Origin of the sequence: Mycobacterium simulans (genome assembly GCF_900232995.1) — a bacterium.
Classification (GTDB): Bacteria; Actinomycetota; Actinomycetes; order Mycobacteriales; family Mycobacteriaceae; genus Mycobacterium; species Mycobacterium simulans.
In genome coordinates, this window is the sequence record NZ_OCVX01000004.1 from 475,229 (window position 1) to 500,314 (window position 25,086).

At 64.1% G+C, this 25,086-nt stretch carries 26 protein-coding genes and 1 pseudogene; 11 read left to right on the forward strand and 16 right to left on the reverse strand.

Annotation, left to right across the window (positions count from 1 at the left end):
- Positions 1–262: 262 nt before the first annotated feature.
- Together MSIMFI_RS18305 and MSIMFI_RS18310 are read left to right on the forward strand one after the other, a co-directional pair.
- Positions 263–1,354, forward strand: coding sequence for a DUF5685 family protein (locus MSIMFI_RS18305; protein ID WP_191498521.1), 1,092 nt, complete (start codon positions 263–265; stop codon positions 1,352–1,354).
- A gap of 27 nt (positions 1,355–1,381) precedes the next feature.
- Complete coding sequence (locus tag MSIMFI_RS18310) at positions 1,382–2,992, forward strand: Na+/H+ antiporter (RefSeq protein ID WP_191498522.1); 1,611 nt, start codon at positions 1,382–1,384, stop codon at positions 2,990–2,992.
- Here MSIMFI_RS18310 and MSIMFI_RS18315 read toward each other — a convergent pair.
- Entirely contained in the window at positions 2,989–4,239 is a 1,251-nt protein-coding gene (locus tag MSIMFI_RS18315; protein WP_191498523.1) for a cytochrome P450, read from the reverse strand. The two genes, MSIMFI_RS18310 and MSIMFI_RS18315, sit on opposite strands and share 4 nt — an antisense overlap.
- Entirely contained in the window at positions 4,236–4,772 is a 537-nt protein-coding gene (locus MSIMFI_RS18320) for a TetR/AcrR family transcriptional regulator (protein WP_191498524.1), read from the reverse strand. Before MSIMFI_RS18320 ends, MSIMFI_RS18315 begins: the two co-directional genes overlap by 4 nt.
- An 84-nt stretch (positions 4,773–4,856) precedes the next feature.
- Between MSIMFI_RS18320 and MSIMFI_RS18325 the strand changes: the two genes are divergently transcribed.
- Positions 4,857–5,570: a hypothetical protein gene (locus MSIMFI_RS18325; protein ID WP_191498525.1), complete on the forward strand. Its 714-nt coding sequence runs from the start codon at positions 4,857–4,859 to the stop codon at positions 5,568–5,570.
- Positions 5,571–5,625: 55 nt separating this feature from the next.
- Here MSIMFI_RS18325 and MSIMFI_RS18330 read toward each other — a convergent pair.
- Positions 5,626–6,183 (reverse strand): annotated as a pseudogene (locus MSIMFI_RS18330) (MPT63 family protein).
- A 275-nt stretch (positions 6,184–6,458) separates the two neighbouring features.
- Positions 6,459–6,938 carry a hypothetical protein gene (locus tag MSIMFI_RS18335; protein WP_224770311.1) on the reverse strand — a complete coding sequence of 160 codons (480 nt, stop codon included), beginning with the start codon at positions 6,936–6,938 and terminating at the stop codon, positions 6,459–6,461.
- Between the two features lie 41 nt (positions 6,939–6,979).
- On the opposite strand from MSIMFI_RS18335, the gene MSIMFI_RS18340 reads away from it, so the two are divergent.
- Positions 6,980–7,834, forward strand: coding sequence for a sulfurtransferase (locus MSIMFI_RS18340; RefSeq protein WP_191498526.1), 855 nt, complete (start codon positions 6,980–6,982; stop codon positions 7,832–7,834).
- A gap of 7 nt (positions 7,835–7,841) precedes the next feature.
- Here the strand turns inward: MSIMFI_RS18340 and MSIMFI_RS18345 are convergent, their stop codons facing one another.
- Positions 7,842–8,846, reverse strand: coding sequence for a 5'-methylthioadenosine/S-adenosylhomocysteine nucleosidase family protein (locus MSIMFI_RS18345; RefSeq protein WP_224770312.1), 1,005 nt, complete (start codon positions 8,844–8,846; stop codon positions 7,842–7,844).
- Positions 8,847–9,089: 243 nt separating this feature from the next.
- On the opposite strand from MSIMFI_RS18345, the gene MSIMFI_RS18350 reads away from it, so the two are divergent.
- The gene (locus MSIMFI_RS18350) at positions 9,090–10,085 is read left to right on the forward strand and encodes an alpha/beta fold hydrolase (RefSeq protein WP_191498527.1); all 996 of its coding nucleotides are present in this window, start codon (positions 9,090–9,092) and stop codon (positions 10,083–10,085) included.
- Between the two features lie 17 nt (positions 10,086–10,102).
- Complete coding sequence (locus tag MSIMFI_RS18355; protein ID WP_191498528.1) at positions 10,103–10,411, forward strand: DUF1905 domain-containing protein; 309 nt, start codon at positions 10,103–10,105, stop codon at positions 10,409–10,411.
- 150 nt (positions 10,412–10,561) lie between these two features.
- Here the strand turns inward: MSIMFI_RS18355 and MSIMFI_RS18360 are convergent, their stop codons facing one another.
- Together MSIMFI_RS18360 and MSIMFI_RS18365 are read right to left on the reverse strand one after the other, a co-directional pair.
- A complete protein-coding gene (locus tag MSIMFI_RS18360; RefSeq protein WP_191498529.1) occupies positions 10,562–11,758 on the reverse strand; it encodes a cytochrome P450 in 1,197 nt (398 codons plus the stop codon).
- Complete coding sequence (locus tag MSIMFI_RS18365; RefSeq protein ID WP_191498605.1) at positions 11,755–12,753, reverse strand: LLM class flavin-dependent oxidoreductase; 999 nt, start codon at positions 12,751–12,753, stop codon at positions 11,755–11,757. Before MSIMFI_RS18365 ends, MSIMFI_RS18360 begins: the two co-directional genes overlap by 4 nt.
- Before the next feature lie 152 nt (positions 12,754–12,905).
- On the opposite strand from MSIMFI_RS18365, the gene MSIMFI_RS18370 reads away from it, so the two are divergent.
- The 3 genes from MSIMFI_RS18370 to MSIMFI_RS18380 all read left to right on the forward strand — a co-directional run bounded on the left by MSIMFI_RS18370 (position 12,906) and on the right by MSIMFI_RS18380 (position 15,966).
- Positions 12,906–13,751 carry an SDR family oxidoreductase gene (locus MSIMFI_RS18370; RefSeq protein WP_191498530.1) on the forward strand — a complete coding sequence of 282 codons (846 nt, stop codon included), beginning with the start codon at positions 12,906–12,908 and terminating at the stop codon, positions 13,749–13,751.
- 131 nt (positions 13,752–13,882) lie between these two features.
- Positions 13,883–15,082: a MalY/PatB family protein gene (locus MSIMFI_RS18375; protein WP_191498531.1), complete on the forward strand. Its 1,200-nt coding sequence runs from the start codon at positions 13,883–13,885 to the stop codon at positions 15,080–15,082.
- 71 nt (positions 15,083–15,153) lie between these two features.
- Complete coding sequence (locus tag MSIMFI_RS18380) at positions 15,154–15,966, forward strand: DUF3159 domain-containing protein (protein ID WP_191498532.1); 813 nt, start codon at positions 15,154–15,156, stop codon at positions 15,964–15,966.
- Here MSIMFI_RS18380 and MSIMFI_RS18385 read toward each other — a convergent pair.
- Positions 15,963–16,703 (reverse strand): 3'(2'),5'-bisphosphate nucleotidase CysQ, encoded by a 741-nt coding sequence (locus MSIMFI_RS18385; RefSeq protein ID WP_191498533.1) that lies wholly within the window; start codon positions 16,701–16,703, stop codon positions 15,963–15,965. The two genes, MSIMFI_RS18380 and MSIMFI_RS18385, sit on opposite strands and share 4 nt — an antisense overlap.
- 184 nt (positions 16,704–16,887) lie before the next feature.
- Between MSIMFI_RS18385 and MSIMFI_RS18390 the strand changes: the two genes are divergently transcribed.
- Positions 16,888–17,508: a class I SAM-dependent DNA methyltransferase gene (locus MSIMFI_RS18390; protein WP_191498534.1), complete on the forward strand. Its 621-nt coding sequence runs from the start codon at positions 16,888–16,890 to the stop codon at positions 17,506–17,508.
- On the opposite strand, the gene MSIMFI_RS18395 is transcribed toward MSIMFI_RS18390, so the two are convergent.
- The 7 genes from MSIMFI_RS18395 to MSIMFI_RS18425 form a co-directional block, all read right to left on the reverse strand.
- The gene (locus MSIMFI_RS18395; protein ID WP_191498535.1) at positions 17,483–18,649 is read right to left on the reverse strand and encodes an acyl-CoA dehydrogenase family protein; all 1,167 of its coding nucleotides are present in this window, start codon (positions 18,647–18,649) and stop codon (positions 17,483–17,485) included. The two genes, MSIMFI_RS18390 and MSIMFI_RS18395, sit on opposite strands and share 26 nt — an antisense overlap.
- Entirely contained in the window at positions 18,646–19,497 is an 852-nt protein-coding gene (locus tag MSIMFI_RS18400; RefSeq protein ID WP_191498536.1) for an SDR family NAD(P)-dependent oxidoreductase, read from the reverse strand. The genes MSIMFI_RS18395 and MSIMFI_RS18400 overlap by 4 nt, the downstream gene beginning before the upstream one ends.
- A 64-nt stretch (positions 19,498–19,561) precedes the next feature.
- On the reverse strand, positions 19,562–19,996 hold the full coding sequence (locus MSIMFI_RS18405) for an SRPBCC family protein (protein WP_191498537.1): 435 nt from the start codon (positions 19,994–19,996) through the stop codon (positions 19,562–19,564).
- Between the two features lie 73 nt (positions 19,997–20,069).
- Positions 20,070–20,891 (reverse strand): hypothetical protein, encoded by an 822-nt coding sequence (locus MSIMFI_RS18410; protein ID WP_191498538.1) that lies wholly within the window; start codon positions 20,889–20,891, stop codon positions 20,070–20,072.
- Between the two features lie 64 nt (positions 20,892–20,955).
- The gene (locus MSIMFI_RS18415) at positions 20,956–22,044 is read right to left on the reverse strand and encodes a hypothetical protein (protein ID WP_191498539.1); all 1,089 of its coding nucleotides are present in this window, start codon (positions 22,042–22,044) and stop codon (positions 20,956–20,958) included.
- The gene (locus MSIMFI_RS18420) at positions 22,034–23,203 is read right to left on the reverse strand and encodes a sulfotransferase family protein (RefSeq protein ID WP_191498540.1); all 1,170 of its coding nucleotides are present in this window, start codon (positions 23,201–23,203) and stop codon (positions 22,034–22,036) included. The genes MSIMFI_RS18415 and MSIMFI_RS18420 overlap by 11 nt, the downstream gene beginning before the upstream one ends.
- Positions 23,204–23,209: 6 nt before the next feature.
- Positions 23,210–23,569: a bleomycin resistance protein gene (locus MSIMFI_RS18425; protein ID WP_191498606.1), complete on the reverse strand. Its 360-nt coding sequence runs from the start codon at positions 23,567–23,569 to the stop codon at positions 23,210–23,212.
- A gap of 196 nt (positions 23,570–23,765) precedes the next feature.
- On the opposite strand from MSIMFI_RS18425, the gene MSIMFI_RS18430 reads away from it, so the two are divergent.
- On the forward strand, positions 23,766–24,218 hold the full coding sequence (locus MSIMFI_RS18430) for a hypothetical protein (protein ID WP_191498541.1): 453 nt from the start codon (positions 23,766–23,768) through the stop codon (positions 24,216–24,218).
- Positions 24,219–24,269: 51 nt separating this feature from the next.
- On the opposite strand, the gene MSIMFI_RS18435 is transcribed toward MSIMFI_RS18430, so the two are convergent.
- On the reverse strand, positions 24,270–25,046 hold the full coding sequence (locus MSIMFI_RS18435) for an SDR family oxidoreductase (protein ID WP_191498607.1): 777 nt from the start codon (positions 25,044–25,046) through the stop codon (positions 24,270–24,272).
- Positions 25,047–25,086 lie beyond the last annotated feature (40 nt).

Genomic DNA, 25,086 nt, shown 5'->3' on the forward strand with positions numbered 1-25,086 from the left:
ACCCGTGATGATCTGGCCGACGCTGGCCCGGAACGGGTGTTTCGCGGTACTGGCCATGTTGGTTGCGCTCAACGGTCAATTCGGGGTGCTACTAACGTTTTTCGTGATCGTCATGCTGGCCCTGTGGCCCGGCCCCGCGGGGTACCGCCACTGGAAAGCACCCCGACACCTAAGCACCGGAAGTCGACGGCGCTGCACAGCCCATGGTCGACTTGCCCACGACCTGCCTCGCTAACAGCTAGTTGTCCGGTAGCTTCGATGCGTGTTTGGCATCATCAGGCCCTGCCGTCATCGGCTCGGCGGCGAACTCACGGCGGCCTGGCGAGCCCAGTTGTGCGGCCTGTGCCTGGCATTGCGCGACGACTACGGCCAGACCGCGCGGATCGCCACCAACTACGACGGGTTAGTGGTCTCGCTGCTGGTCGAGGCGCAGTCGCAGGCGCAACCCACCCGACGCACCGCGGGTCCGTGCCCGTTGCGCGGAATGAAGCGCGCCGACGTGGCGACCGGCGAGTGTGTGCGGCTGGCCGCCGTGGTCTCGTTGGCGCTTGCCGCCGCGCGGGTGCGTGATCATGTCGACGACCGCGACGGCTTGGTCGGCGCGGTCGGGGTGCGTCCCGCTGCACGCCGGGTCGCTGAGCGGTGGGTGCGCCAGGGCACCGAAACCGGTCACAGCCTGGGGTTCGATACCGGCGTGCTGGTGGCCGCGATGGATCGGCAGGCCGAGCTGGAAGCGAGCGCAGGCCCGGGCAGTTCGCTGCTGGCGGTGACCGAGCCGACGGAGACGGCCGTTGCCGCGGCGTTCGCCCACACCGCCGTGTTGGCCGGCCGGCCCGCGAACGAGGCGCCGCTGCGTGAGGTCGGTCAACTGTTCGGGCGGTTGGCGCACCTGCTCGACGCGGTCGAGGATTACCGCGACGACGTCGCGCACGGGAAGTGGAATCCGTTGGCCGCCACCGGCACATCTGTTGACGAGGTTCGGACCCTGTGTGACGACGCGATGCTGGGTATCGAGCTGGCATTGGCCGACGTCGACTTCACCGACGAACGGTTGCCCCGCCGCCTGCTGACCCGCGAGGTCCGCCGTGCGGTCTCACGCACATTTCGCGCGCACAACGGAACGCCGCACGGCCAGCAGGAAGGGATCAACTTCGGTAACCAGGCGATGAGCGCTGGCTCCTACCCCGGCATGCCGGGCGAGCTGCCACCCGAACCCGTGCCGCAGCGCAAACAGGGGTGCTGGGACACCTGCACCGATGCCTGCTGTTGCGACTGCGGGTGTGACTGCTGCTGCGACAGCTGTTGCGATGGCGGTTGCTGCTGTGACTGCGGAGACTGCTGCGACTGCAACTAACCGGCCGGCGTACGGCAGGATGGTCGCGTGTTTGGGCTAGTCGTAATCGTCGCGCTGGTCGCCACCGTGGTCGTGGGCACGATCCTGGGTCGACGCTATCGCGTGGGTCCGCCGGTCCTGCTCATCTTCTTGGGTGGGCTGCTCGGTCTGATCCCCCGCTTCGGCAGCGTCGAGATCGACGGCGAGATCGTGCTGCTGCTGTTCCTGCCGGCGATCCTCTATTGGGAGAGCATGAACACCAGCTTTCGCGAGATCCGCTGGAATCTACGCGTCATCGTGTTGTTCAGCGTTGGCCTGGTGATCGCGACCGCGGTGGCGGTTTCGTGGACGGCGCGAGCGTTCGGCATGGAGTCGCACGCGGCGGCGGTCCTCGGCGCGGTGCTCTCCCCTACCGACGCGGCCGCCGTAGCGGGTCTGGCCAAGAAGTTGCCCCGCCGGGCCCTCACCGTGCTGCGCGGCGAGAGCCTGATCAACGACGGCACCGCGCTCGTGCTGTTCGCCGTGACCGTGTCGGTAGCGGTCGGCGGACATGAGGTCAGCCCCGCCGCCCTCACCGGGCGGTTTGTCTATTCCTATGTCGGTGGAATCGCGGCCGGGCTGTTGGTCGGCACGCTGGTGACCCTGGTGCGCCGCCGAATTGACGCGCCGCTGGAGGAAGGTGCCCTGAGCCTGCTGACGCCGTTCGCGGCGTTTTTGCTTGCCGAGACTTTGGAGTGCAGCGGAGTGGTCGCGGTCCTGGTATCGGCACTGGTGCTCACCTATGTCGGGCCGAAAGTAATCCGGGCACGTTCCCGCCTGGAGGCCTACGCATTCTGGGACATTTCGACGTTCCTGATCAACGGCTCGTTGTGGGTGTTCGTCGGGGTCCAACTCCCGGGCGCGGTGCAGCACATCTCAGACGCCGACGGTGGCCTGCGCCGCGCAGCGGTTCTGGCCCTGGCCGTCACCGGCGTCGTCATCGCAACCCGGATCGTCTGGGTCGAGCTCACCACCGTGCTCGGTCGAGCCGCGGACAGGGTCCTCAAGAAGCCCACTCGTCATGTCGGATTCCGTCAGCGCTGCGTCACCAGCTGGGCGGGATTCCGAGGAGCCGTGTCGCTTGCCGCAGCATTAGCGGTGCCGTTGACCACGTCCAGCGGCGCCCCGTTCCCGGACCGCAACCGCATCATCTTCGTGGTTTCCGTGGTAATTCTGGTCAGCGTTTTGGTCGAAGGCAGCACGCTGCCAGCCGTCGTTCGATGGGCCCGGATGCCCGAAGACATTGCCCGCGCTGACGAACTGCAACTGGCCCGAACTCGAAGCGCCGAAGCCGCCCTCGAAATCCTGCCGGAGGTCGCCCGCGAGCTCGATGCCGGTCCGGACGTCCTGAAGCGCCTGACAAAGGAGTACGAGGAACGCGCCGCGCTCGTCCGCGAAATCGGCGACGACTCGGCGACAAACGATCTGGCCCAACGCAACGATCTGGTCCGACGGGTCCATCTGCGCGTGCTCGACCACCAGCGCCACGCCGTTACCACGTTGCGAAACCAAAACCTCATCGACGACATCGTGTTGCGCGAGTTGCAGCGCGAGATGGATCTAGAGGAAGTGCAACTACTCGACCCCGCCGATACCGAGGCATACGAAGGTAGCGGCTAGTTCGCGCTGCACGGTAGGCGCTTGATCCCATGGAAGAACGACGACCGCAGCCGATCGGGTGGCCCAGTTACCTTCAGAGCCGGCACATTTCGGTACAACTCCTCGAGCATCACCCGCAACTCCAGACGGGCTAGTTGAGCGCCAAGACAGAAGTGCACTCCCCCGCCGCCGAATGCGGCGTGATTGGCGTCGGTGCGCGTCACGTCGAACTCGTCGGCACGATCGAACACTTCCTCGTCACGGTTGGCCGACAGGTAATGCATCAGCACCCAGTCGCCGGCGGGAATCCGTTGTCCACGGATCTCGACGTCGCTGGTGACGGTGCGCCGGAAATGCATCACCGGCGTTGCCCAGCGGAGCAGCTCCTCGATGGCGGGCGTGATCGCGTCCGGGCTTTTGGCAAGCAGCGCCTGTTGCTCCGGGTGTTGTGACAGCGCCAAGATGCCGTGGCTGAGTGTGTTTCGGGTGGTCTCATTGCCCGCGATTGCCAGCAGCAGGAAGAACTCGTTGAGTTGATCGCGGTTGAGCTTTTCGCCGTCAACCTCCGCCGTGAGCAGTGCCGACAAGATGTCGTCGGTGAGACCGTGCTTGCGCCGGTGGGCCACCAGTTCGCCGCAGTAGGCGAACATTTCAGCGGCCGCCTGTCCAAGCGCCTGGGGTGTGGGTGCGTAATCGGGGTCTTCGATGCCCAGGCTGCCGATGGCGTTGCTCCACCGGAAAACCTCCATCCGGTCTTCGGCGGGAACCCCGAGCACGTCGGCGATCACTTGTAGTGACATCTCCGCGGAAATGTCTGCCACGGCGTCGAATTCACCCTTGCCGGTGATGTTGGCGACGATGTCCCGCGCGACTCGGCGCATCCGCGGCTCCAGGCGCTGCACATTGCGGACGGTGAAGCCCTGGTTGATGAGCTTGCGGAAGTGCACGTGACGCGGCGGGTCGATACCGGGCAACATCGCGGAGTTGGGTCCCGCCTCGGCCTTCACCAGGGTGTTCCCGTTGCGGCTGGTGAAGGTTTCGGTGTCGCGGCTGACCAGCCGCACGTCGGCGTGCCGAGTCAACAACCATGTCCGCGGCAGCCCGCGCAGCTGCACCGGATGCACTGGTGAGTTCAGCCGCAACCGGGTTAGCGCCGCGAACGGGGCGCCTTGGACAAAGGTGTCGGGGTTGAGCACCGCCGCGGCGTCACGGTCGGCGGGACTGTCCTGGTTTTCGACGGTTATGGAGCTAAGCATTGGCACGTTCATGAGGCCTTGACCCCGGCGATGATCACGTCAAGCCCGGAACGGAAACGCGAGGCGGGCTGGCGTTTGCCTCGGGCCTCCTCCAGGCTGACCGAGCCCAGCAGGTAGGTGTAGAGCACCGTATGTGCCGTGCTGACAACGGTTTTCGCGAGGCCGGCTTCGGCGAGAAGTGAGCGGCTGAGCCGATCCAGTCGGCGGGCGCGGGCGCCGTCACCATTGGTCTGCAAGATTCCGGCGACACCGGGAACGCCGAGCATTACCTCGCGTGCGGCACAGTAGAGCTCGGTGAGCCGAATGTCCCACGGACCCGCCTGGGGTACGGGGATGTCGGCCAGCACGGACTCGGCAAGCAGATCCAGCGCGGCTTGCTTTCCCGCGACGTGGTAGTAGACCGACGGTACGGCCGAGCCGAGTTCGGCGGCGAGCTCACGCATCGTCACTTGCTGTACGCCGACGCGCCGCGCCAGGCTGTGTAGGGATGCCACCACCTGAGCCCGGTCCAGTTCGCCGTATGCGCGTCGCGCCGCGGAGGTCATTCGATCTTAGTTCGAATTAATTCGAGCACTGTTAGAATCTACCGCGATGAGCACGCTGTCGCTAGCCGAGCTGAATGCCTCGTAATGCGGGTCAAGGCGGGCATATTCAGCCTCACCGCTCCCACGCCGCCCGACGACGACGGTAGTTATCTGCGGTGGCATCTGTTAGATCACATGCCGGAGCAATACCAGCTACCGGGCATCGTGCACGGACTGCGATGGATCGCCGATGGCGAATACCTCGATCACCGGCTGGTTTCCGATGGACCGCTAGTTGGGAATGTCGTCCACTACCTCGTCGGTGAACCCGTGCGTCAGACCTTCGCCGACTTCGTGGCGCTGGGCCGTACGCTTCGCGATCAAGGTCGCTTCCCGGTCTGGCGGCCATTGCTGCAAATAGCGGGGTTGCAACTGCTGCAATGGTATTCGACGTTGGTGTCCGCCGAAGTAGTGCCATTCCGTCCGCACCGCGGCGTCCTGCTGATCATCGAGGAGCCCACCGAGGGGCGGCCTGATGGGTGGCTGGAATGGCTACGCACCGAACACTATCCGGCGCTGCTTGCCACCTCTGGCGTGGCGGGCGTGTGGACCTTCGGTACAACGACCGCGTGGGACCCCGCGCCCCCGGGGTGGCGCACCGAACCGCAGTACATCACCGTCGTCTATCTCGACGACGACCCGCTTGCCACTGTCGACGCCCTGGCCCCAATCGTCGAAGGGCGGTGGCGATCGGCATCGGTACGCCCCGTCTTCGCCGGACCGATGCGCACCATGATCAGCTGGGAAGCCTGGCCCTAATACGCAAATCCCCCCACGCCACTAGACGTGGCGCAGGGAGATTTTTGCAACCGGATTAGGTGTGAGCCGGGCCGGGAAGCCCACCGGGTGCCGGACCTGAGTTCGGTAATTCACCGGGCCCCGCGGTCCCCGGCATGTTCGACGTCCAGATCAGAATGTCTTGCAGTCCGTCGTTATAGACGACACCGTTGGGTGGCGCGCCCGTCACGTCGAAGTACAGGGTGCCCGTCGACTCGTTGCCTTGAGGGATAGGTGCCGGGTTAAGGCCATTCGGAGCCCCGGCCCTCTCGATCAGCCTGTATGTCTGACCGTTGGGCCCGCGGGCGCTGAAGTTTTTAACCATCGGGGTGACCATTCCGCCGTCCGACCTGGCGGTTATGTCTGCCTGGTAGAGCGTTCCCCTAGGGGTATAGCCGGGAATCGCCACGCTGCTGGGCTGCAGGTTGCTCACCGTGTATGCGGTAACCATTGGTCCGCTGATTAGCTGTTGAGTGGTACCGAATCCCTAGATGTTTGGCGGTATAGCGGATGCAGTTGCTGCCGCGAAAGCGCTTACTGCAGCTATTCCCGCGGCACCGATGGCCGTCTTGACGGTGGTGGTTGTGAACTTCACGATGCGCTCCTTCATTTTCGCCGTAGTCGTTGGCGCGGTTGGCCAGTGTGGGGTCTCAAACCGCAATACTTTGGCATTGCCAAACGATGGCAACCTCAAACGTGACTGCATTGCGCAATACCGTTGTCCGGCCTCGCTACCTGCGCAAAGCGGGCTAGATCATTTTGCGCCGCAACATGGTTCGAACAACGTCTTTAACATTGGTATCATTTGCCACCACTTTCGGAACGGTGACGGCGCCGCAATTGGCCAATTGTCGCGGCTGACACAACCGATTAATACGACGAAACTTCCCAGGTGCCTTGCGGATACGGCGGGACCTGCCCGGCAAACACGCCATCGGTAAAGCTGCACAGCGTGTCGGAGACAGTTCCCGCGTTCGCCAACACCTTGGCGTCGCCCCCGGGCACAACGCGCGCAACGACGGCCTGCCAGAAATATCCGATGCCGCCGCGCTCATACCATACGAACCAGTCGGTGCCGCGCGAGCCCGCCCGAATCAGGCGCCGGAAAGGCAGGTTTGGGTCGTCGACCGAGTCCGTCTTGTTGAACGGTGCGCCGCTATCGGCGATGGGCGGGAACAGCTCGAGAAGCTCCTGCGGCAATTGAGACACACTCCGGACTTCCTGAACTGTCGTCGTCAGTGTGCACTTCGTGTTGGGAACCGCCTCCGCGGACACGGCAGTCACCAGAGCTAACGCGACGCCGAGCGCTAACCCCGTCGTGAAGGTCCGTCCGCCACGATGTCGCGTCACAATTGAGAGATTATCGTCGCAGACAACGAGGAGGCGCATCGGTGAATGCACGCGATCACGTACTGATCAGCAGCGCAGGACTGGCTGAACTAATCCGGGCTGACACCCCGGTAGCCATATTGGATGTGCGATGGCGGCTCGATGAACCTGACGGGCGTCCGGCCTATGACCAGGGCCACATCCCGGGTGCGGTGTATGTGTCACTCGAGGAGGAGCTCAGCGACCACACGATCGCCGGCCGTGGCCGTCACCCACTGCCTTCGGGGCGCAACCTGGAGTCCGCGGCGCGCCGGTGGGGCGTGCAACAGGACGCGCCAGTGGTGGTCTATGACGATTGGAATCGGGCGGCTTCTTCGCGAGCGTGGTGGGTGCTAACCGCGGCCGGGCTCCCGAATGTCCACATTCTGGACGGCGGTCTGGCCGCGTGGCGGTCTGGCGGCAGGGGCTTGGAGACCGGTCCGGTCACTCCGCGACCGGGGAATGTGACTGTGCCGCACGACGATTTGTACGCCGGTGCCCGCCCGACCTTAACAGCGGAACAAGCCGGCGCGGGGATCGTGACGCTACTCGATGCGCGCGCACCCGATCGCTTCCGCGGCGACGATGAGCCTGTCGACGCGGTCGCCGGTCATATCCCCGGAGCGAAGAACCTACCAAGCGGCGCCGTGCTTACCGGCGACGGGACGTTTGTCGGCGAGGACACGCTTGTGCAGCTGCTGTCCGATCGCGGCATTGATCGCGGCGCTCCGCTGGGCGCGTACTGCGGCTCCGGTGTCACCGCGAGCGTTGTCGTCGCGGCGCTCGCTGCGCAGGGTTCTGAGGTCGCGCTGTTTCCCGGGTCATGGTCGCAGTGGAGCTCGGATCCAAACCGCCCCGTTGCCCGCGGCCTCGAATAGCCGCAAGTCAGGGGCCGGCCCAGTTCTGCAGGAATGCCTCCGTGACTAGTGCGGCGTTCTCCGCCGCGATCTGCTTGTAAAAGAAGAACTGGAACGGGAAGTCCGGCAGGTGCAGTGGGTCACCCGGCCCGTCCGACATGCCGCGGATTCCCAGGAACGGGACGCCATGCGCACTAGCGACCGCCTGCGCCGCGGCCGTCTCCTGGTCCACCGCATCGAATGCCGGGTTTTGGCCCGTGTCGATCCTCAAGTTGCTGAGCAGACCTTTGGTCAACCACGGTCCGATCGCCTGGAAAAAGTTGCCGCTGTAAAAGATTGAGCGATCCGGTACGGTGCAGGGCTGACAGCCAAAGACGTTGCCGCTGTTGGGGACACAGGGGAACGCCTGGCCATTGTTGTTGTCGCGGCTCATGCCGTCGCCGCCGACGATAAGCTGCGGCTGGCGGTGCAGATCGAGCAGCACGAACTTGCCGAGGCGGTGGCACAGACACAAGGGATCGCCAAGGCGGTTGATGCCGCTCAGGCTGACAGCGAGTGTCTGGGCCGTAGCCAGCATCCCGGGATCGACTGCCATCCATGTCGCGCCGTTGTCGAGAGTCCACCGAGCGGGGACCGCGACATCTCCGATGCTGGTGCGCCCAGCGCCTCCTGCGACTCCCGAAAACACCACGGCGCCAACGGCAATGCCGGACGCACACGTGAAGCGTGCCAATGCCGTCTCGGTCGCCTGGGTGGCGTTGACCATGCCGATGTAAGTCATCGCCACGATCACCTTCTTGCCGGCGATCGAGCCGAGGTAAAAATGCCGGCGGTTGGCGATCACGACAGGGTTCGGATCGAGTGTGGTGCGGGCAAGAACGGCGTCAGCTTCGGCCGGAAAGGCGGTCAGGACCAATGTGCGCTGTTCGCACGAGCTCATGGTGACAAAGTCCCCGGAATCGGCAACGGCCACGCCGCCTCCCGCCGCGAAAGCCGCGAGCATGATGAGGACAGCCCGGAACCGCTTGAGCACGATCCCCCTATCTCTGGCGCACTTTCGTCAGTCATGGGATGCCAGAACTCGCTGTCGGATGGGCGTGGCTGAAGCTATTTGGCCATGATTTTCGCGCGACACGGCGAGTGCGTGGAGATTCGTTATCGTTCTTTTTGATTAGCGATTTCTTGGCGTTATCTGGTTGCGACTTTGCACCCGTTACAGCCGCTCGATGCCTAAACTGCACTTCCCTCGGTACCAAACACCTGAAAAGCTTGCACCGTGGACATCTTTACTGAATGGCAGAGCGGCGGGACCAAATTGCGCTGGCGGTCGACAACCGCCGCCAACGATGGACAAGAAGTCACGGTGTTCAGCCGCCGTTGTGGCACATCGGGAGCACCAGCACTGGTGTTGCTGCACGGCTTCCCGACGTCGAGCATCGACTACTTCGGCTTGGCGCGTGAACTGAGTTCAGAGTTCGACATCTTTCTGCTGGACTTTCCGGGCTATGGATTGTCGGACAAGCCGCCGGAGCCGTACGTCTATTCGTTGTACGACGACGCGCGCTTGCTTGTCCACGCCATCACGCAGGTGTGGAAGCTGACCGAATACCGGATGCTGACCCATGATCGCGGCAGCAGTGTCGGCATGATCGCGCTGGACATGTTGGCCAACGAAGCGGCCCTGCCCGTGGACGTCATCTTGACCAACGCCAACATTTATCTGCCGCTGGCCAACCTCACCACCTTTCAGACCGCACTGCTCGCACCGACGACGGGACGCGCCACTGCGGCGGCGACGACGCCCGAGCTGCTGGCGGCCGGCCTGGGAATGAGCACGTTTATGCCGCGGCGGACACTTGAGGACCCGGAGATCGCCGCTTTGGCGAAGTGCTTTGCCCACAACGACGGAATCCGCGTGTTGCCCGATACCATTCAGTACCTCAATGAGCGTGCGGCGGGTGAAACCGGTTGGCTAGAAGCGCTTTCCAAGCTTCCGCTCAATGTCACGCTGGTCTGGGGCTTACACGACAGTGTCGCACCGTTGCGCGTTGCGAACCATGTCTGGCGGGCGCATCTGCGGGACATGTCCGGTCGAAGCCGGTATTGGGTGGTGCCGAGCGCCGATCACTATCTTCAGTGCGATGCCCCTGGGCAATTGGCGCAGATCGTTCGCCTCACGGCCACAGGCGAAGACATCTTGCTGCACACGCTCGAGGACCGGTCCGACGGCGCGGTGCTGGTGGATCAGCTTGAGCGGCCGGCATCATCTTGACTAGTTAACCTGAAGCCATGGTGCAGTATCGCGACCCTGGGCCGATTGCCTTCGATGCTGTCATCGAACGCCCTGACGGCCCCGGAGCCTACGTAACGTTTCCCTTTGACGCGGTTGACGTTTTCGGTGTTCGGACGCGAGTGCCGGTCAAAGCGCGGTTCGACGACCGCGTGGACTACACCGGCTCGCTGGCTCCTTACGGCGGTCAGCATCGGCTTGGTGTGCGCAAAGATGTTCAGAAGTCCTTGGGTAAGACCCACGGGGACAATGTCTGCGTCGAGGTGGTCCTTGACACCGACCGTGCTGACGTGGCCGGTGGCGACTAGCCAAACAAGGCCGCGCAATGCACCAATCGCGTGTTCACACGCGCCACATGAGTCTCTGTTCCAGCGGACACGCAATTTGCCCAAGAGCGACATCCCTCCAGGCAGAGGCCAATGTGGCGGATGTGACGAGACGCGGCGGGCCGTGCCTCCTTAGCCCGTGATGACGGGCAGCTTCGCCCATCCCCGCACACTGCTGGTGTGCGCCATGCTGGCGTTGGCGTAGTCGACTTCCCACTCCGGCCAGCGTTTGAGGACTTCCTCCAACGCCACTCGCGCCTGCATCCGCGCCAAGGCCGAGCCCAAACAGAAGTGCAGTCCGTGCCCGAAGCTGAGATGGCTGGCACCGCGGTGGATATCGAATCGCTCTCCGTCAGGAAACTTGCGCTCGTCACGGTTGGCTGACCCGTTGAGCAACAACATGATCGAGCCCTCGCAAATCGAGGTGCCATGGCATTCAACGCCGCGAGCAACGTACCGCGCCTGCACCGGTGAGGGAGCTTCGTAGCGCAAGACCTCCTCGATTGCCATGGGAATCAGCGAGGGGTTATCGACAAGCTGGCGACGCTGATCGGGGTGCTCGGCGAGGAGCTGACCGATGAAACCGATCAGCCGTGTTGTCGTCTCGTTGCCCGCGCCGGCGATCATGCTGGTGTACATCAACACCTCGGTCCGGGTCAGCCGCCGCGTAACCCCGTCATCTTCGACCTCAGCGTTGAGCAGTTGCGTCATCAAATCATCGGAGGGGTGCTCTGTCCGCCAATCGATGTAGTCGGAGAACACCTGATAGCTCTTCTCGAATAAGTCTTCGGCAACGGCCGTGAATGTCCCTTCTTTGAGGTTGATCGCACGGCCGCCGCGGTCGCGGATGGCTGCCTGCCCTTCTTCGGGAATGCCCAGCAGGTAGCCGATCGTGCGCATCGGGATCATCGAGCCGAGGTTCTCGATGAAGTCGAACCTGCCCGAGCCGACCAACGGGTCGAGCGCACGCACACAGAAGTCACGCGTCAGCGGCTCGATCGCCTCCATCCGCCGTGGCGTGAAAACCCTTGAAAGCAACCGGCGATGAAGATCATGAAGGGGGGGATCTTCAAAGAGAACAACGCCGGGCGGGATGTCGACGCCGCTCATGATGATGTCCATGGTGGTGCCGCGCCCCGACCGGTAGGTTTCCCAATTCGTCAGCTCCGGGGCGACATCCTCGTAGCGGCTCAGCGCGTAGAAGTTGTACCTTTCGTTGTAGTACAGGGGCGCCTCGTCACGCATCCGCTTCCAGATCGGGTAGGGATCCCTATCGATATCGAAATCGAATGGGTCGTAATAGATCTCGGTCTTACTGGCCCCCGTCATGCGGTCGTCTCCGCCGTAGCCGGGCGGGCGGCCTCGGGCAGCACGACCTCGCCCACCCGCTTGAGGTAGGGCCACGCCACTTCGGGCGCCAACCCACCACATAACGGCGACAGGTTGAGTACCTTACCGGCACGAAGTCGCGAAACCGCTTCCGGGACAGAGTAAATCACGTGCGACGCCGCCTCCTCGCGCAGCTCGGCGACGGTGGCCACGTGCGAGAAACCCGCCGATACCTCGTTGCCGGGGTTCCACGCGGCGTAAGTTCGCGCGTCGTGCAGCAGATGCTCGCCAAGCTCCGACCAGGCCTGGTCCACGTCATCGGCGACGAAGCAAACCGAAGGGGTCTTGCGGTCGGGAAAGAATGTCCCGCCCGGCGAGTGCCCATGCTTGCGACAGGCGTCTTCGTAGGCCTCCCGCATGCCGGCGACATTGGCATTGGCCAACATGCCCAGCCCATACCGGCCGGCCCGCCGGGCCGCCGCCACACTGCCGCCGCCCCACATCATTCCCGGTCCGCCGGCGGTTTGCGGACGCGGCGTCACCTTGATACGGCGGCCGTCGTGCATGACCTCTTCGCCGGCGAGCAGTCGGCGCAGCAGTCCGAGCTTCTCGTCGGCGAGCCGGCCACGATCACCCAACTCCAAGCCGAAATGCTCATATTCCTCCGGTCGGTAGCCAAGCGCCATGATGTACGAAGTTCGCCCACCGCTGAGGATGTCGAGGACCGCCATGTCCTCGGCCAGACGTACCGGGTCGTAGAACGGAAGAATCAGGATCAGGCTCAACGCCAGACGCTCGGTGCGCGCCGCAACCGCCGACGCCAGCATCAGCGGCGCCGGCAGATAACCATCCTCGGACCCATGGTGTTCACAAAACACCGCCGCGAGGGCGCCATGGTCCTCCGCCCATGCACACATCTCGGGCACCGCGGCATACAAGGCCGCTGGATTGGCGCCCCATGCGGGTGCCCGCATGTCGAAGCGCAGGGTGAACACCGCGACTCCTAGATAACCAAATATTTGTGCCACGTACGCTACGTGCGGCGCGCAATCAAGGTCAACCACGCGACCCCAACAAAGTTTGAAACTAACATCTGGCCCGGATATTGTAACGTCTATCGCTCACCGACCAGGGAAAAGGGAAAAAAATGACGACAGCTGCGGAGCTATTGGGCTACGAGGGCAAGCGGGTGCTGGTGGTCGGGGGCGCGACCGGGATGGGTGCCGCCGCGGCGCAGATCGCCAAGTCTCTCGACGCGCACGTCACCGTTATGGACTACGCGCCGGTCGACTATGACACCGACCGCGTGATCTCGCTGGACCTGAGCGATCAGGATTCGATCGACCGGGCAGTCGACGAACTCGACGGTCCGCTGGACTCGCTGTTTTCGGCCGCCGGCGTCGCCGACGGCCCGAAGTTGATGCGGGTCAACTTCATCGGACACCGCCATCTGATCGAACGATTGTTTGCGAACAACATGCTCAATCGAGGCTCGGCAATTTGTTTCATCTCTTCGGTTGCCGGGATGGGTTGGGAAAACGACCTGGAACTGGTTCAGGACTTTCTGGCCACCCCCGACTACAAAGCCGCTCACAACTGGTGCCAGGAGCGTGAAGCCCAGGGGATCATCCACTACGGATTCAGCAAGAAGGCGATCAATGGCTATGTCGCCTGGCAGGGCTACCACTTCCTGAAGAAGGGCGTGCGGATCAACGCGGTCTGCCCCGGTCCCACCGACACTCCCCTGGCTCGTGCGAACGCCGATCTGTGGCTGACGTTCGCCCAGGATTATCGCGACGACACCGGGAGTTCGGTGCTGACACCTGAGGAGATCGCCAAGGCGATGATCATGCTCAACAGCGCCGCCGCGGGAGCCGTCAACGGGATCACGTTGAATGTCGACAACGGGCACGCGATGGCGTCGATCACCGGATCGTTTGCCCCGGGCAAGCCGATCATGGACCTCATCACCGGTCGGGTCCAATGGGCTTAAGCGCCAATGAAATCTGAGCGCAACCGCGAAGGCGTTCGCCCGCCGAGCAGACGCAAAATCGCCCTAAAGCGGGGCGTTTTGGGCGATTTTGCGTCTGCTCGCGCCATGAGACCTCAGCTAATCTCGCACGGGTGACGCCTAATCCACTCGAAGAGCTGACCCTCGATCAACTGCGCCGCCGCACCAGCATGAAGTGGCGTGCGCAACCAGCCGACGTGTTGCCGTTATGGGTCGCGGAAATGGACGTGAGACTTGCGCCGACGGTGGCGGAGTCCATCCACCAGGCTGTCGACGACGGCGACACCGGATATCCCTACGGCAGAGCGTATGCCAAAGCAGTCAGCGAATTCGCTTCGCAGCGTTGGCAATGGCACGATCTGGATGTCGGTCGCACCGCCATCGTCCCCGACGTCATGTTGGGCATCGTTGAGATGCTGCGGCTGATCACCGATCGCGGCGATGCGGTGATCGTCAACTCGCCGGTGTACGCGCCGTTTTACGCGTTCGTATCGCACGACGGCCGGCGCGTGGTCGAAGCCCCGCTGGGCGCCAACGGCCGGATCGACCTGGACGCTTTGGAGGAAGCGTTCGCGCTTGCCGGCAAGTCAGGCGCCCGGGTGGCGTATCTGCTGTGCAATCCCCACAATCCGACGGGCGCGGTGCACACCGCCGACGAATTGCGCGGGGTTGCTGACCGTGCGCGCCGATTCGGTGTCCGGGTGGTGTCCGACGAGATCCATGCCCCGCTCGTGCTATCCGGGTCACGATTCACCCCCTACCTGAGCGTGCCTGGCGCAGAGAATGCGTTGGCCCTGACGTCGGCCACCAAGGCATGGAACCTCGGGGGACTCAAGGCGGCGCTGGCGATGGCCGGTCCCGAGGCGGCGGCTGACCTACGCCGGATGCCCGAGGAGGTCGGCCATGGTCCAAGCCACCTGGGCATCATCGCGCACACCGAAGCGTTCAAGACCGGCGGCGAGTGGCTCGACGCGTTGCTCGACGGCCTGGACGCAAACCGAGCGTTGCTGGGCGATCTGGTCGCCGAACACCTTCCCGGGGTGCGACTCCTGCGGCCGCAGGGCACCTATCTTGCGTGGCTGGATTGCCGTGAACTCGGCTTCACCGAGGAGCCGACCGAAGGTCTGGCGGTGGTATCGGACGTGTCCGGGCCCGCTCGCTGGTTCCTTAAGAACGCCCGGGTCGCGCTCAGCTCCGGCCACGTCTTCGGAACTGGCGGCGCCGGACACGTGCGGATGAACTTCGCGACCTCGAGGGCCATTCTGACCGAGGCCGTGTGGCGCATGGGTAGAGCATTAACCGTCCACCATTGACATGTCATTACCGACATGCCACTATCTTCCTGTCAAAGACGGAACATCGGTTGCAGAGCCAGGAGCTTCAAATGACCCAGACCGCGCAGCGTCGCAGCCCCGGAACCGTGATCGACGGGTTTCTCAAGTCGCCGTTCGCCGGAATCGCGCCGTGGATGCTGCTGTCAATCCTGTCCGGACCGGGGCGTTTCGAGGTGGCGGTGACCGCCGCGCTAGGCCTTTCGCTGCTCGTGATGCTCGTTGGCCTTGGGCGCGGGATCAAGGTTCACTTGCTGGAGGTCTTCGGTGTCGTGTTCTTCGCGACGGTGGCGCTTGTTGGCCTGATCGCCACCGACAACGTGATCCGGTTTCTGGAACTGTGGGCCGGCGAGCTGACCAATATTTCGCTGGCCGCGTTCGCCTGGCTCACACTGCTGATCCGCAAACCGTTCACCATGGCCTACGCCAAAGACACCACGCCGCAGGAGTATTGGACGAGTCCCCTGTTCAGGCGGATCAACGATGTCATCACCGTCGCCTGGGCAAGCGCTTTCACGTTCGCGGCGGTCGCCGGCTTCATCGGCGACTTCGTGTCGCACGACGCCGGCAACTTCTGGACGGGTTGGATCCTGCAGTTGGCGGCCCTCTTCTGCGCGGTCTCGTTCACCGAGTTCTACCCCGACTACGCCACCGCTAAGTTCGACCTAGCCAATGGTGAGCCGGCGCAAGTGCCCTCGATCGTGCGGATTGTCGACTGGCTGCCCACCTTCGTTATCGTCACCGGGATCGTGGGTATGGTCACCGACTCCATCGACTCGGGCCTGGGTGTCGCACTGATCGTGATCGGCAGCGTCGCCGCGGGCGTCCTGGCCAAGCTCTCCCCCGCGCCCACGCCGTCGGCCTAGCTCTCTCGATCAGAGGTGACGGCGAGTACGGCCTCGGCGAACTCGGGCCGGCAGACCACCAGGTCCGGCAGCTTGGGGTCGGGCTGGTTGTAGGCCAACGCAGAGCCGTCGATTCGCGAGGCATGCAAACCCGCAGCTCGGGCGACCGCGACCGGCGCGGCCGAGTCCCATTCGAACTGGCCTCCGGCGTGCACGTACACGTCGGACAAGCCCTGGACGATCGATGCGACCTTGGCTCCGGCGGAACCCATCTCCACCAGTGTTCCGTCTAGCGCGTCGCGGACGGCCAGCGCGATAGTGGGGGGACGGGTGCGTGACACCACGATGCGCGGCTTGTCGGCCGCGACGGGAGGGGGCGCTACGTGCGGCGTCGCCAGGGTGATTCCCTGAGCGGGCAACGCCACGGCGCCGGCGATGAGCTCTCCGGACTGCCAGAGTGCGACGTGCACCGCCCAGTCGTCGCGGCCGAGCTCGGAGAACTCGCGGGTGCCGTCGAGCGGGTCGACGATCCATACCCGCTCGGAGCGCAGTCGGGCCGGGTCGTCGGCGCCCTCCTCGGACAGCACCGCGTCACCGGGTCGCTCGCTGGCCAGCGCTTCCATCAGAAAGTCATGAGACCGCTTGTCCCCCGCTGCTTTCCGCTCGCGCGCGTCGGCATCGGCGAATTCTTCGCGGACGCCAACCAGCATCCGGCCCGCCTCAGTGGCCAACCTTGCGGCCAGTGCGTGGTCATTCACATGAATTCCCTGACGCCTCGTGCGTCACCCGAGTAAGTGGAGGGTCGGTGGTGACAAAGGTGGGCAATAACGACACCCCGAATATCCTGTGACATCTGGGGTTTATGAGTCGCATGGTCGCATGGTCGCATAGGCAAGCTCCACGTTAACCGAACTTACCGCACCGCACGATAGATTCGGATCCGTGAGATCCAATGCCGACCGAGTCACCGACATCTACCAACGCCACGCGCATGCGTGGTCTCTGGACCGTGGCGACAACATGCTTGAAACGGCTTGGCTGGACCGGTTTCTGGCGCTGCTTCCGAATAACCCCACCGTCTTTGACCTAGGATGTGGAACCGGCGCACCGATAGCGATATACCTCGCCGAACACGGCTGCCGCATCACTGGGGTGGACGCATCGACCGCAATGATCACCATGAGCGCGCGGCGTCTACCTGAACACCAATGGCATGTCGCCGACATGCGATCCGTGGCCCTCAACCGCAGATTCGACGGAATTATCGCCTGGGACAGCTTTTTTCACCTGACCCAGGCGGACCAACGGGGTATGTTCGCGGTCTTCAACAACCACGCCGCGCCAGGGGCGGCATTGATGTTCACCAGCGGGCCGTCGGCCGGCGAGCAGATCGGCACCTACCGGGGCGAGCCGCTCTATCACGCGAGCCTCGACACCGCCGAGTATCGAGAGCTTCTGCACGACAATGGATTCGACGTGGTAAGCCACATTGTGGAGGATCCCTCTTGCGGCCACCACACCATCTGGCTGGCCCGACTCAGAGTCCGAACTGGTCCTCGATGATGCCCAGCCAGATCTGCGCCGAGTCGATGGCAACCTTCTCACTGATGAAGGCGTGCTGGGTTCCGGTGTACATGTCGCGGAAGGCTCGTTCGAGGCGGCTGCCCTCGCGGATCGAGCTGGTGCCTGCAACCAGATGCGCCCATTCCGCGCAGCTTCGGGCCGTATCGGTGGCGTAGACGGCGGCCGCACGCATGTCTGCCCGCAAGGTCGGGGTCAGCTCCGCACCGGAGTTGACGGCCGCTTCGGCCGTGGTGAACGCGTCGAGCACCAGAAGGCGAGCCGCGCGCCACGCTGCGACGTGATGCGCGAGCCCCTTCTGGAAGGTCGGGCGACTTGCCAGTGACGCCATATCGCTCATCCGGTATTTCGTCGCGGCCAGTCCGGCGACGTCGTCGAGCATGCTCTTGGCGACCCCGAGTGCCCACGACGCATGACCGGCGGCGGTCACGGGCATCAGGCCCATCCGGGTGGCCGGCGAGCTACCCCGGCGCGGGTCGCGGACAAACAATCCAAACGTCCGAGCGTGGGGGACGAACACGTCCTGCGCGCTGTAGTCGTAGGATCCAGTTCCCTTGAGCCCCTGCACGTACCAGCCGTCGTTGAAGCTGATCTCGTCCCGCGGAACCACGGCCACCTGCATGTCGGGGACACCTTCGCTGACCCAACGCATCTCGCCGTTGTCCATCGGAAAGAACCCCGCCGCAACGTACTGCGAATGACCGATGCCCGAGCCAAAGCTCCATGATCCGCTCAACTTGTAACCGCCGTCCACAGCGGACCCTTGTCCGTTGGGAAAGAACTGGCCACCCATCGCGACGCGGTTGTTGTGAGCGGTGAACACCTCCGCAAAACCTTCGTCGGAAAGATAGGCCGCGGCCGCGAATGTCGACGGCAGGTTTGCGATGCCGATCCAGCCGAACGAGCCATCCTGCCAAGCCATTTCGATCCAGGTCTCGATCATTTCGGCGAACGACGGTTCCACCCCGCCGGCGGCGACAGGATTGAACGCAGACATCAGGCCGGTGGCCCACATTTCGTCGACGATCGCGCTGGTGAGCGTGCGGATCCGCTCGGACTCGGCGGCCTCGGCAAGCACCAGCTCGCGCATTCCGCGGGCCAGGGCAACGATGTGACCGCTCATTTCGGCAACCCGAAGAGCTCAACCACACCGTGATCGCGGCCCGCGGTGTAACCGCCGTCCACGGCAATGGCCTGACCGGTCACGAAGGACGCGTCGGGTGACACCAAAAACGCTGCCATGGCCGCGACCTCCTCCGGCCGGCCCAGGCGTTGCAAGGCATGTTCTTTGGTGATCGAGGCGAGCGGGCCCGCCATGCCCGCAAGGCCGAAGACACCCTGCGCCATCGGCGTGTCGATGAAGCCGGGGCAGATCGCGTTTGCCCGGATGCCACTCGGCCCGTAGTCGAGCGCAATGTTCTTGGTCAGCAGCACGACGCCCCCCTTGGCCGCGTTGTACGAACTACCGCCCGCCGTGCCCTCCAGACCCTCGATGCTGGCGAGCGTCACGATCGCACCGCGCTCGCCGGCGGCTCGGGGTTGCTCGATCATCTTGGCCAACGCGGCCTTGGCCACCAGGAAGGTACCGGTGAGGTTGATCCCGATGACCCGGTCCCACTCGGCGCGGTCAAGTAGATGGACCGGGCCGCCACCCGCGACGCCGGCGGCGTGGACCACTCCGTCGAGGCGGTCGGGAACAGCGGCCATGACGGCGGCAACCGCGGCTTCGTCTGTCACGTCGGCGGTGACGAACCGGAATTGCGGGCCCCACTGGCGGAATGAGTCCGGCTCGGAGGCTAGGTCGGCGCCGACGACCGTGCCGCCCTCGGCGAGCAGCCGCTGAGCGGTGGCCAGGCCGATGCCCGATGCGGCACCCGTTACCACGAACGTGCGCGAGCGGGCTCGATCGACGTTCACCGGTGCCGGCTCTCGATTGCCCAGCCAGTGCGGCCGACCCCGCGCCGGCCGCATTGGGCGGACGGGCTAAGTCTTACACCGCTGTCGCGTGGGCGATCGTGTTTTCGATGACTCACAGCTACCTCTCAAGCGCCTTTGCGCAGGCGGCCAGGACCGCCAGGAAACTCGAGCGCAGCAGCGGACGGCTGACCGCCTCCAACAGCTTGCCGCCCGCACGCGCCGGATGCGTGTAATTGGTCAGCCAGTCGACGCGGGTGCCGTCACCCGATGCAGTAAACGTCAACGTGCCGCCTTCGTGATTGAACGGCGGGAATGAATCGACGATGAGGTAGGAGTAACTGTGCGGTCGGTCGTAGGCCGTGATTTCTTCGCGGAACCGCATGCCAACGCCGACCACCTCGCGCACCGCACCCGCACCCGGCGGCGACGAGTCTTTTGCATAGCCGGCACGGAGAGCCAACGGCGCCGTAGCCAAATTGACCGGATCGGCCAGCCAGTCGAAGACCTGTTGAACGGGTGCAGCGATGGTCCGCTCCAAGTGAATCTCGACCATGAGAATCTCCTGCCTGGCGGTTGCGGCGTTCTCCTGGCACATGCTAGACGTCGCCGACCCGGACCCCGCCCGGCTACGGCCTACGTCCGCGGAAGCTACCGCGTTTCGCGTTGATCGCTTCGATTGCGAAACCGCGAAGGGAGAGGCGCTGCTGGAAAAACGCTGCGCTCACGTCGCTGCTTAACCGTGCGCCGGTCTCCCGGGAAAACACCCGAGCCTGCGGTAGGACGATCGGCGGCGCTCCGTCGCCCGCGGCGGTGAATCGGATCGTCGTTCCGTCCCCGATCACTGCCGAGTACTCGTATTCCAGCAACTGAAACCACCCGCGCGGTCCGCGGATCGAAATCGAGGAATCCGGTTCCACGCGAAACTCGTGTCCTCGCTTGATAAATGGAACGGCATTCCACCCGATGAGCAACAGCCCCGGCAGGACCAGAACGAACAACGCGTAGGCATGGGTATCTTCCAGATGCGCGTCGTAGGACCAGCCGGTGAGCGCCTCGGCGGTCCAGCCGACGATGAAGGACCCCATGTCGCTAACTACATCGCGGATGGTGGCGCGATGTGTGGACACGTCGTAGACGATCGCGCCTGTGGCGCCAATTCCTCCGATGGTGAGTGCCACACCGAACAGCAATAGACCCCAATTCGTCCGGGACACGAACGCACCGCGCACCTCGGCCGGTTCGTCGATCTCGACCTTCGGCCCGCCAAGTGGCTTGGCCATGCACCAGACGCTGACGCCGATCGCCGCCGCGAGCGCCAACAGTTCGACGGGACCGAAGGATTCGCGATCGGAATGCAGGATTGCCAAGCCGAGGAAGGTCAGCCATGCCACCCACCGCAGCGCCCGCTGCCAACCCGCAGCGCGCCTTTCCGGGGTCGAGCCATCCATCCGGGGATCGTAGCGCGGGCTTTTCGGCCGATTGTTGGCGAAACCGGCAGTGACCCCTCGTTGGCTACTTCGCGATCTTGTCCAGCGGATTGGAGCGCTCGAGCATGCCATACGATCGCTCGCCATCCCAGTTGTAGCGCACCCCTGCCTGTTGGAGTGCCGGGAAACTCGACATCTCCTGCTTGAGAACTCGCATGGAATACATGTCGTCGTGGTGGTGGACGTCGTGGGTGCCGAAAACGGTTTCGCCGTCGATCGTGAGCCTTCCCTCGGCCGTTTCCAATACCAGCGACACATCCTCGCCCACCGTCTGAAGGCGGGTGAGCCACGGTGCTCGCACGACGCGGGCGGGCATCAACCCGCCGGAGTCAACGGCGTCGCCGGAAAAGTCGCCGGAAAATATGTATCCCTCGTTGAACGTGGGCCGGCCGTCCGGTCGCGGCGGGTAAGCGGTGTAGCCGAACGCGCGGCCGCTGGGGAATAGCGCCGACTGCCAGCAGTGGCCCCAGAAACCAGCGAGCTTGCGCACACCCTGCCGGCGGATTCGCAAACCGCTTCCGGTGAAACGATGCTCGTGGGCGCCTGCGACCGTTACCGCACCGATGGCGGTGAAGAGTTGCTCGTAGCGTGGGCCGCCCATCAGGTTGCCTTCGATCGAGGTCGTCAGTTGCTGGGCGGCGTCGCTCTGTAGCGTGCCCTGCACCCACGGTGGCACCGCCATCGTCGCCTCGACGCGAAAACTGATGTCAACCAACGGGCCGTCGGTGCGGCCTTGCACAAGATCAGCCGACGAAGTCTGGACCGCCGGGCCGTCGTAGGCCACCGTCCAGGTCCGGAAGGGTTCGACGCAGCGGAATACAAGACCGCCGGCGCCCAGCACGGTCGGTTCGCCTTTACCGTCTTGGGCCGGCACCGACGGACCGTTGGTCCGCAGCCGGTACACCGTTCCGTCCGGAAAGGCGACGTTGACCTGCATGTCGTGGGCATCCCAGTTGGCGGCGACGGCCTCAATTCCGATGCGTGGCAGGCCGACCTCGCCGTGGTCGTCGACGACCCAGAAGCTGACCGAGTCGCGCATTTCGGGGTTGTCGGGACGTTCGGCGAACACGAACTCGCGGGAGCGGTCGATACCGCCCGTCAGGTCAACGGCCATGTGGCTCCTCGGATTTCGGCCTATGGTGAGAGGTCCAGTTGCGGGCGGCCGCAACATATTCGGCGAACCGGGGTCGTATATCGTCGAGGTCGATGCCGAACGCATCCGGGTCTGCGTGTGAGCTGGGTTCCCGCTCGGCGGCGGCCTCGGTCCACCAGCTGTGCATCCGGGCTTCGAACACCTCCCCCACCGGCAACCCGAGCCACGCGTACAAACCGGTGACCTCGCCAATCGGATCATCTTGCATCGCAAGGAAATCGATGTCGTAGAAGCGGGCGTTGACGTTTCGGGCACCGTCTCCGCGGAACCTCACCGTGCGCCGCATCCCCTGGGACCAGTGTTCGACATTGAGCCGGCCTATATATGCGCGGTCCATGTCATCGGTGAACGACCCGATGATGTCGGCGTAGAGGTCGGCCACCGACAGGATCACCTCGGTCGGATCGCGATGCGTCATGACAAACCGCGCATCGGGAAACACGGCGTCCAGCGCATCGAGCCACAACACATGCGACGGGCACTTCAACCGCCACGGGCGCGGAGGTTCACCCCACTGCAACAGCTTCATCACCCGACGCTGATACCGATAGGTCGACGTCAGATCGGCCGATTCCACCAACCACCTTGAATAGGAAGGGATTTGCGCGAATGACTGGAATAGGTGGGACTTGAAGTCCAGTGCCATCAACTCATGGCACTCCATCGGTCCATGCGTGGCCGCCGGGACGTGGTAACGGGTGCCGACCATCTCACCCTTATCGCTCGGAATGCGGGGATCGACACCCCGCACCGTCGAAGGCGGCGGACACGGCTGCGAAGACTCCCATCGGCGTAGGTATCGCACTTCGGGATCTTGCGCCAGCAGCATCGACAATGCGGTGGACCCCGTCCGAGGTAGACCCACTCCGATTAACGGCGTCGTGATGGGCACATCGTCGATCTCCGGGTGCCGGCTATACCAGTCCTCCACCTGAAGACGCTGCGAAAGGTAGCCGACGACACGTTGGTTCATGAACGCCTGTCCGCGGTCGTTTAGCCGGGCCTCGTTCTGCAGTGCCGTCAGCAGGATCTGCAAACCGTCGTGGAAGGATGGCTCGCCGAAATCCGTGAGGCCGGTTTGTGTCCTCGCTTCATCCATCACCTGGTTGATGCTTAGCATTTCGCCTCACTCGAGCGGTGACCCGATGCGGTGCAGGGTGCCGTCCGGATCGACGTAGGCGAACTCGCGCAAGCCGTATGGGGTGTCGTGCGGTGGGTGTAATTGTCCGCCGAGGTTTTCCAACGACCTCCACTCCGCGTAGAGGCCGTCGGCGTCGCTGACGTAGAGGTACATGCTGGAGGCGGTGCTAAGGGGATCGTGCTCAGCCCACTCCGTGAGATGGATCTGGACGGACCCACGCTCCACAAACCCGTAGCGCTGTGGGCCCTGGTAGCAGCGGGCGTCGAATCCGAGCCGGCGGTAGCGAGCTAGCGCCAGGTCGAGGTTTCGGACGGGAACAATCGGTGATATCGAGGTGAAATCGATTCCGGCCACATCAGTAGTCTGTCAGCATTCGCTGTCCGCGCGACAACTGAAACGGACACCCCGCAAAACCACGTGCGTCACAAGAAGTTTGGTATGCGCAAACGTGCCCACCTCAGAGCGTCACAAGTGGCAGACGGGACGTGAGCGCCGCAATAGGATTTCCGGGGAATACCGGCGTCGGGCGAAAGGGCAAGCCATGTTAAAGGCGATCGGGTTGGCGTCCAGCATCGCGATGGGCTGGCTGGGTATTGCAGCGCCGCCACAGCAGCCGCCCCCGAGCACGACCGTTTCGCCATCGACCACGCCTACCACCGCGCCACCGTGCGTCGGATTGTCGATCTGTCCACCACCGCCCCCGGACGCCGAGGGCAATCCGCCGTGCTTCTACTCCGACGGCTGGCAGGCTACGACATCGGGCGCCGGGATCGAGGTGTGGTATTTCCATGAGCCACAAAACATGTCGAAGGCCGAAAAGGTTACCGCCGTGGTCCGCAAGAAGGACGGCACCACCGAGTCTCAGGACGCCAGCATCGAAGCCGGCCAGCAAGTGCACCGCTTCGAGTTTCCGGCCATCGACAAGTCCGCTGTGTCAGAGGTGTTTTTCGACACGAGCAGCGGCCGCTGCTTCGTGATCGGACCGGGCAGCTAACCTAGTCGAAAGTGCACTCAGCGCGAAAATCCGGCGAGTTTTTGACTCTGGTTACACGCTCGGCGAAGTGCTGGCAGCGTCGAAGACTCCCGAGCTCGCGGGCGCACCTCTGGCAATCACGACCGGCATCGACGTCGCCGCATCGGTGCGAAGGATGGTGTGCACCACTTCGACCAGGTCCTCAACGGGCATCAGCTTGCCCGGCATGCAGCCACGCGACACCCAAAGCGGGTAGGCCTTCATAGCCAGCTCGCGATCCCAACCGATGTTCATTCCCGTTCGCGCGTCCCCTTCGCCGCCCGCGCACTCCCCGACGATGAGGCAGGTAAAGCCAATGTCGGGGTGTTCGGCGCGCCAGGCTTCCACGAGCCTCTCCAACGCTGCTTTGCTGACGCCATAGGCGCCGAGGCCCGGCCATGGCGGCCCGAAGGTGCCGGCGTCGGACGAAAGGTAAACGACCTTTCCCCCCGAAGCTGTCAGGTGAGGGACTGACGCCGCCGTCACCAGCGCTGCGCCGATGACGTTGGTATCGAAGATGCGCCGCCAGGTTTGCGCATCGGTGTCGACGATGGGGATAAGTGGACTTATGGCAGGTGCATATACCACATTGTCGATGCCGTCGAGTGCGTCGGCGGCGGCATTGATCGCCGATCGGCACGATGCCTCGTCGGTGACATCGCATTCGATGGCGACCGCGCCCGGCCCCGCATCCTTCGCCGCCGTCTCGATGCGCTCCCGCCGACGCGCCAGGAGCGCGACTTGGGCTCCGCGCTGCGCAAGGCCGACACCAATACAGCGCCCTAGCCCGCTTGATGCGCCAATGACCACCGTTCTGGACATATCCGCCCTCCCGCCGAACGCGACACGC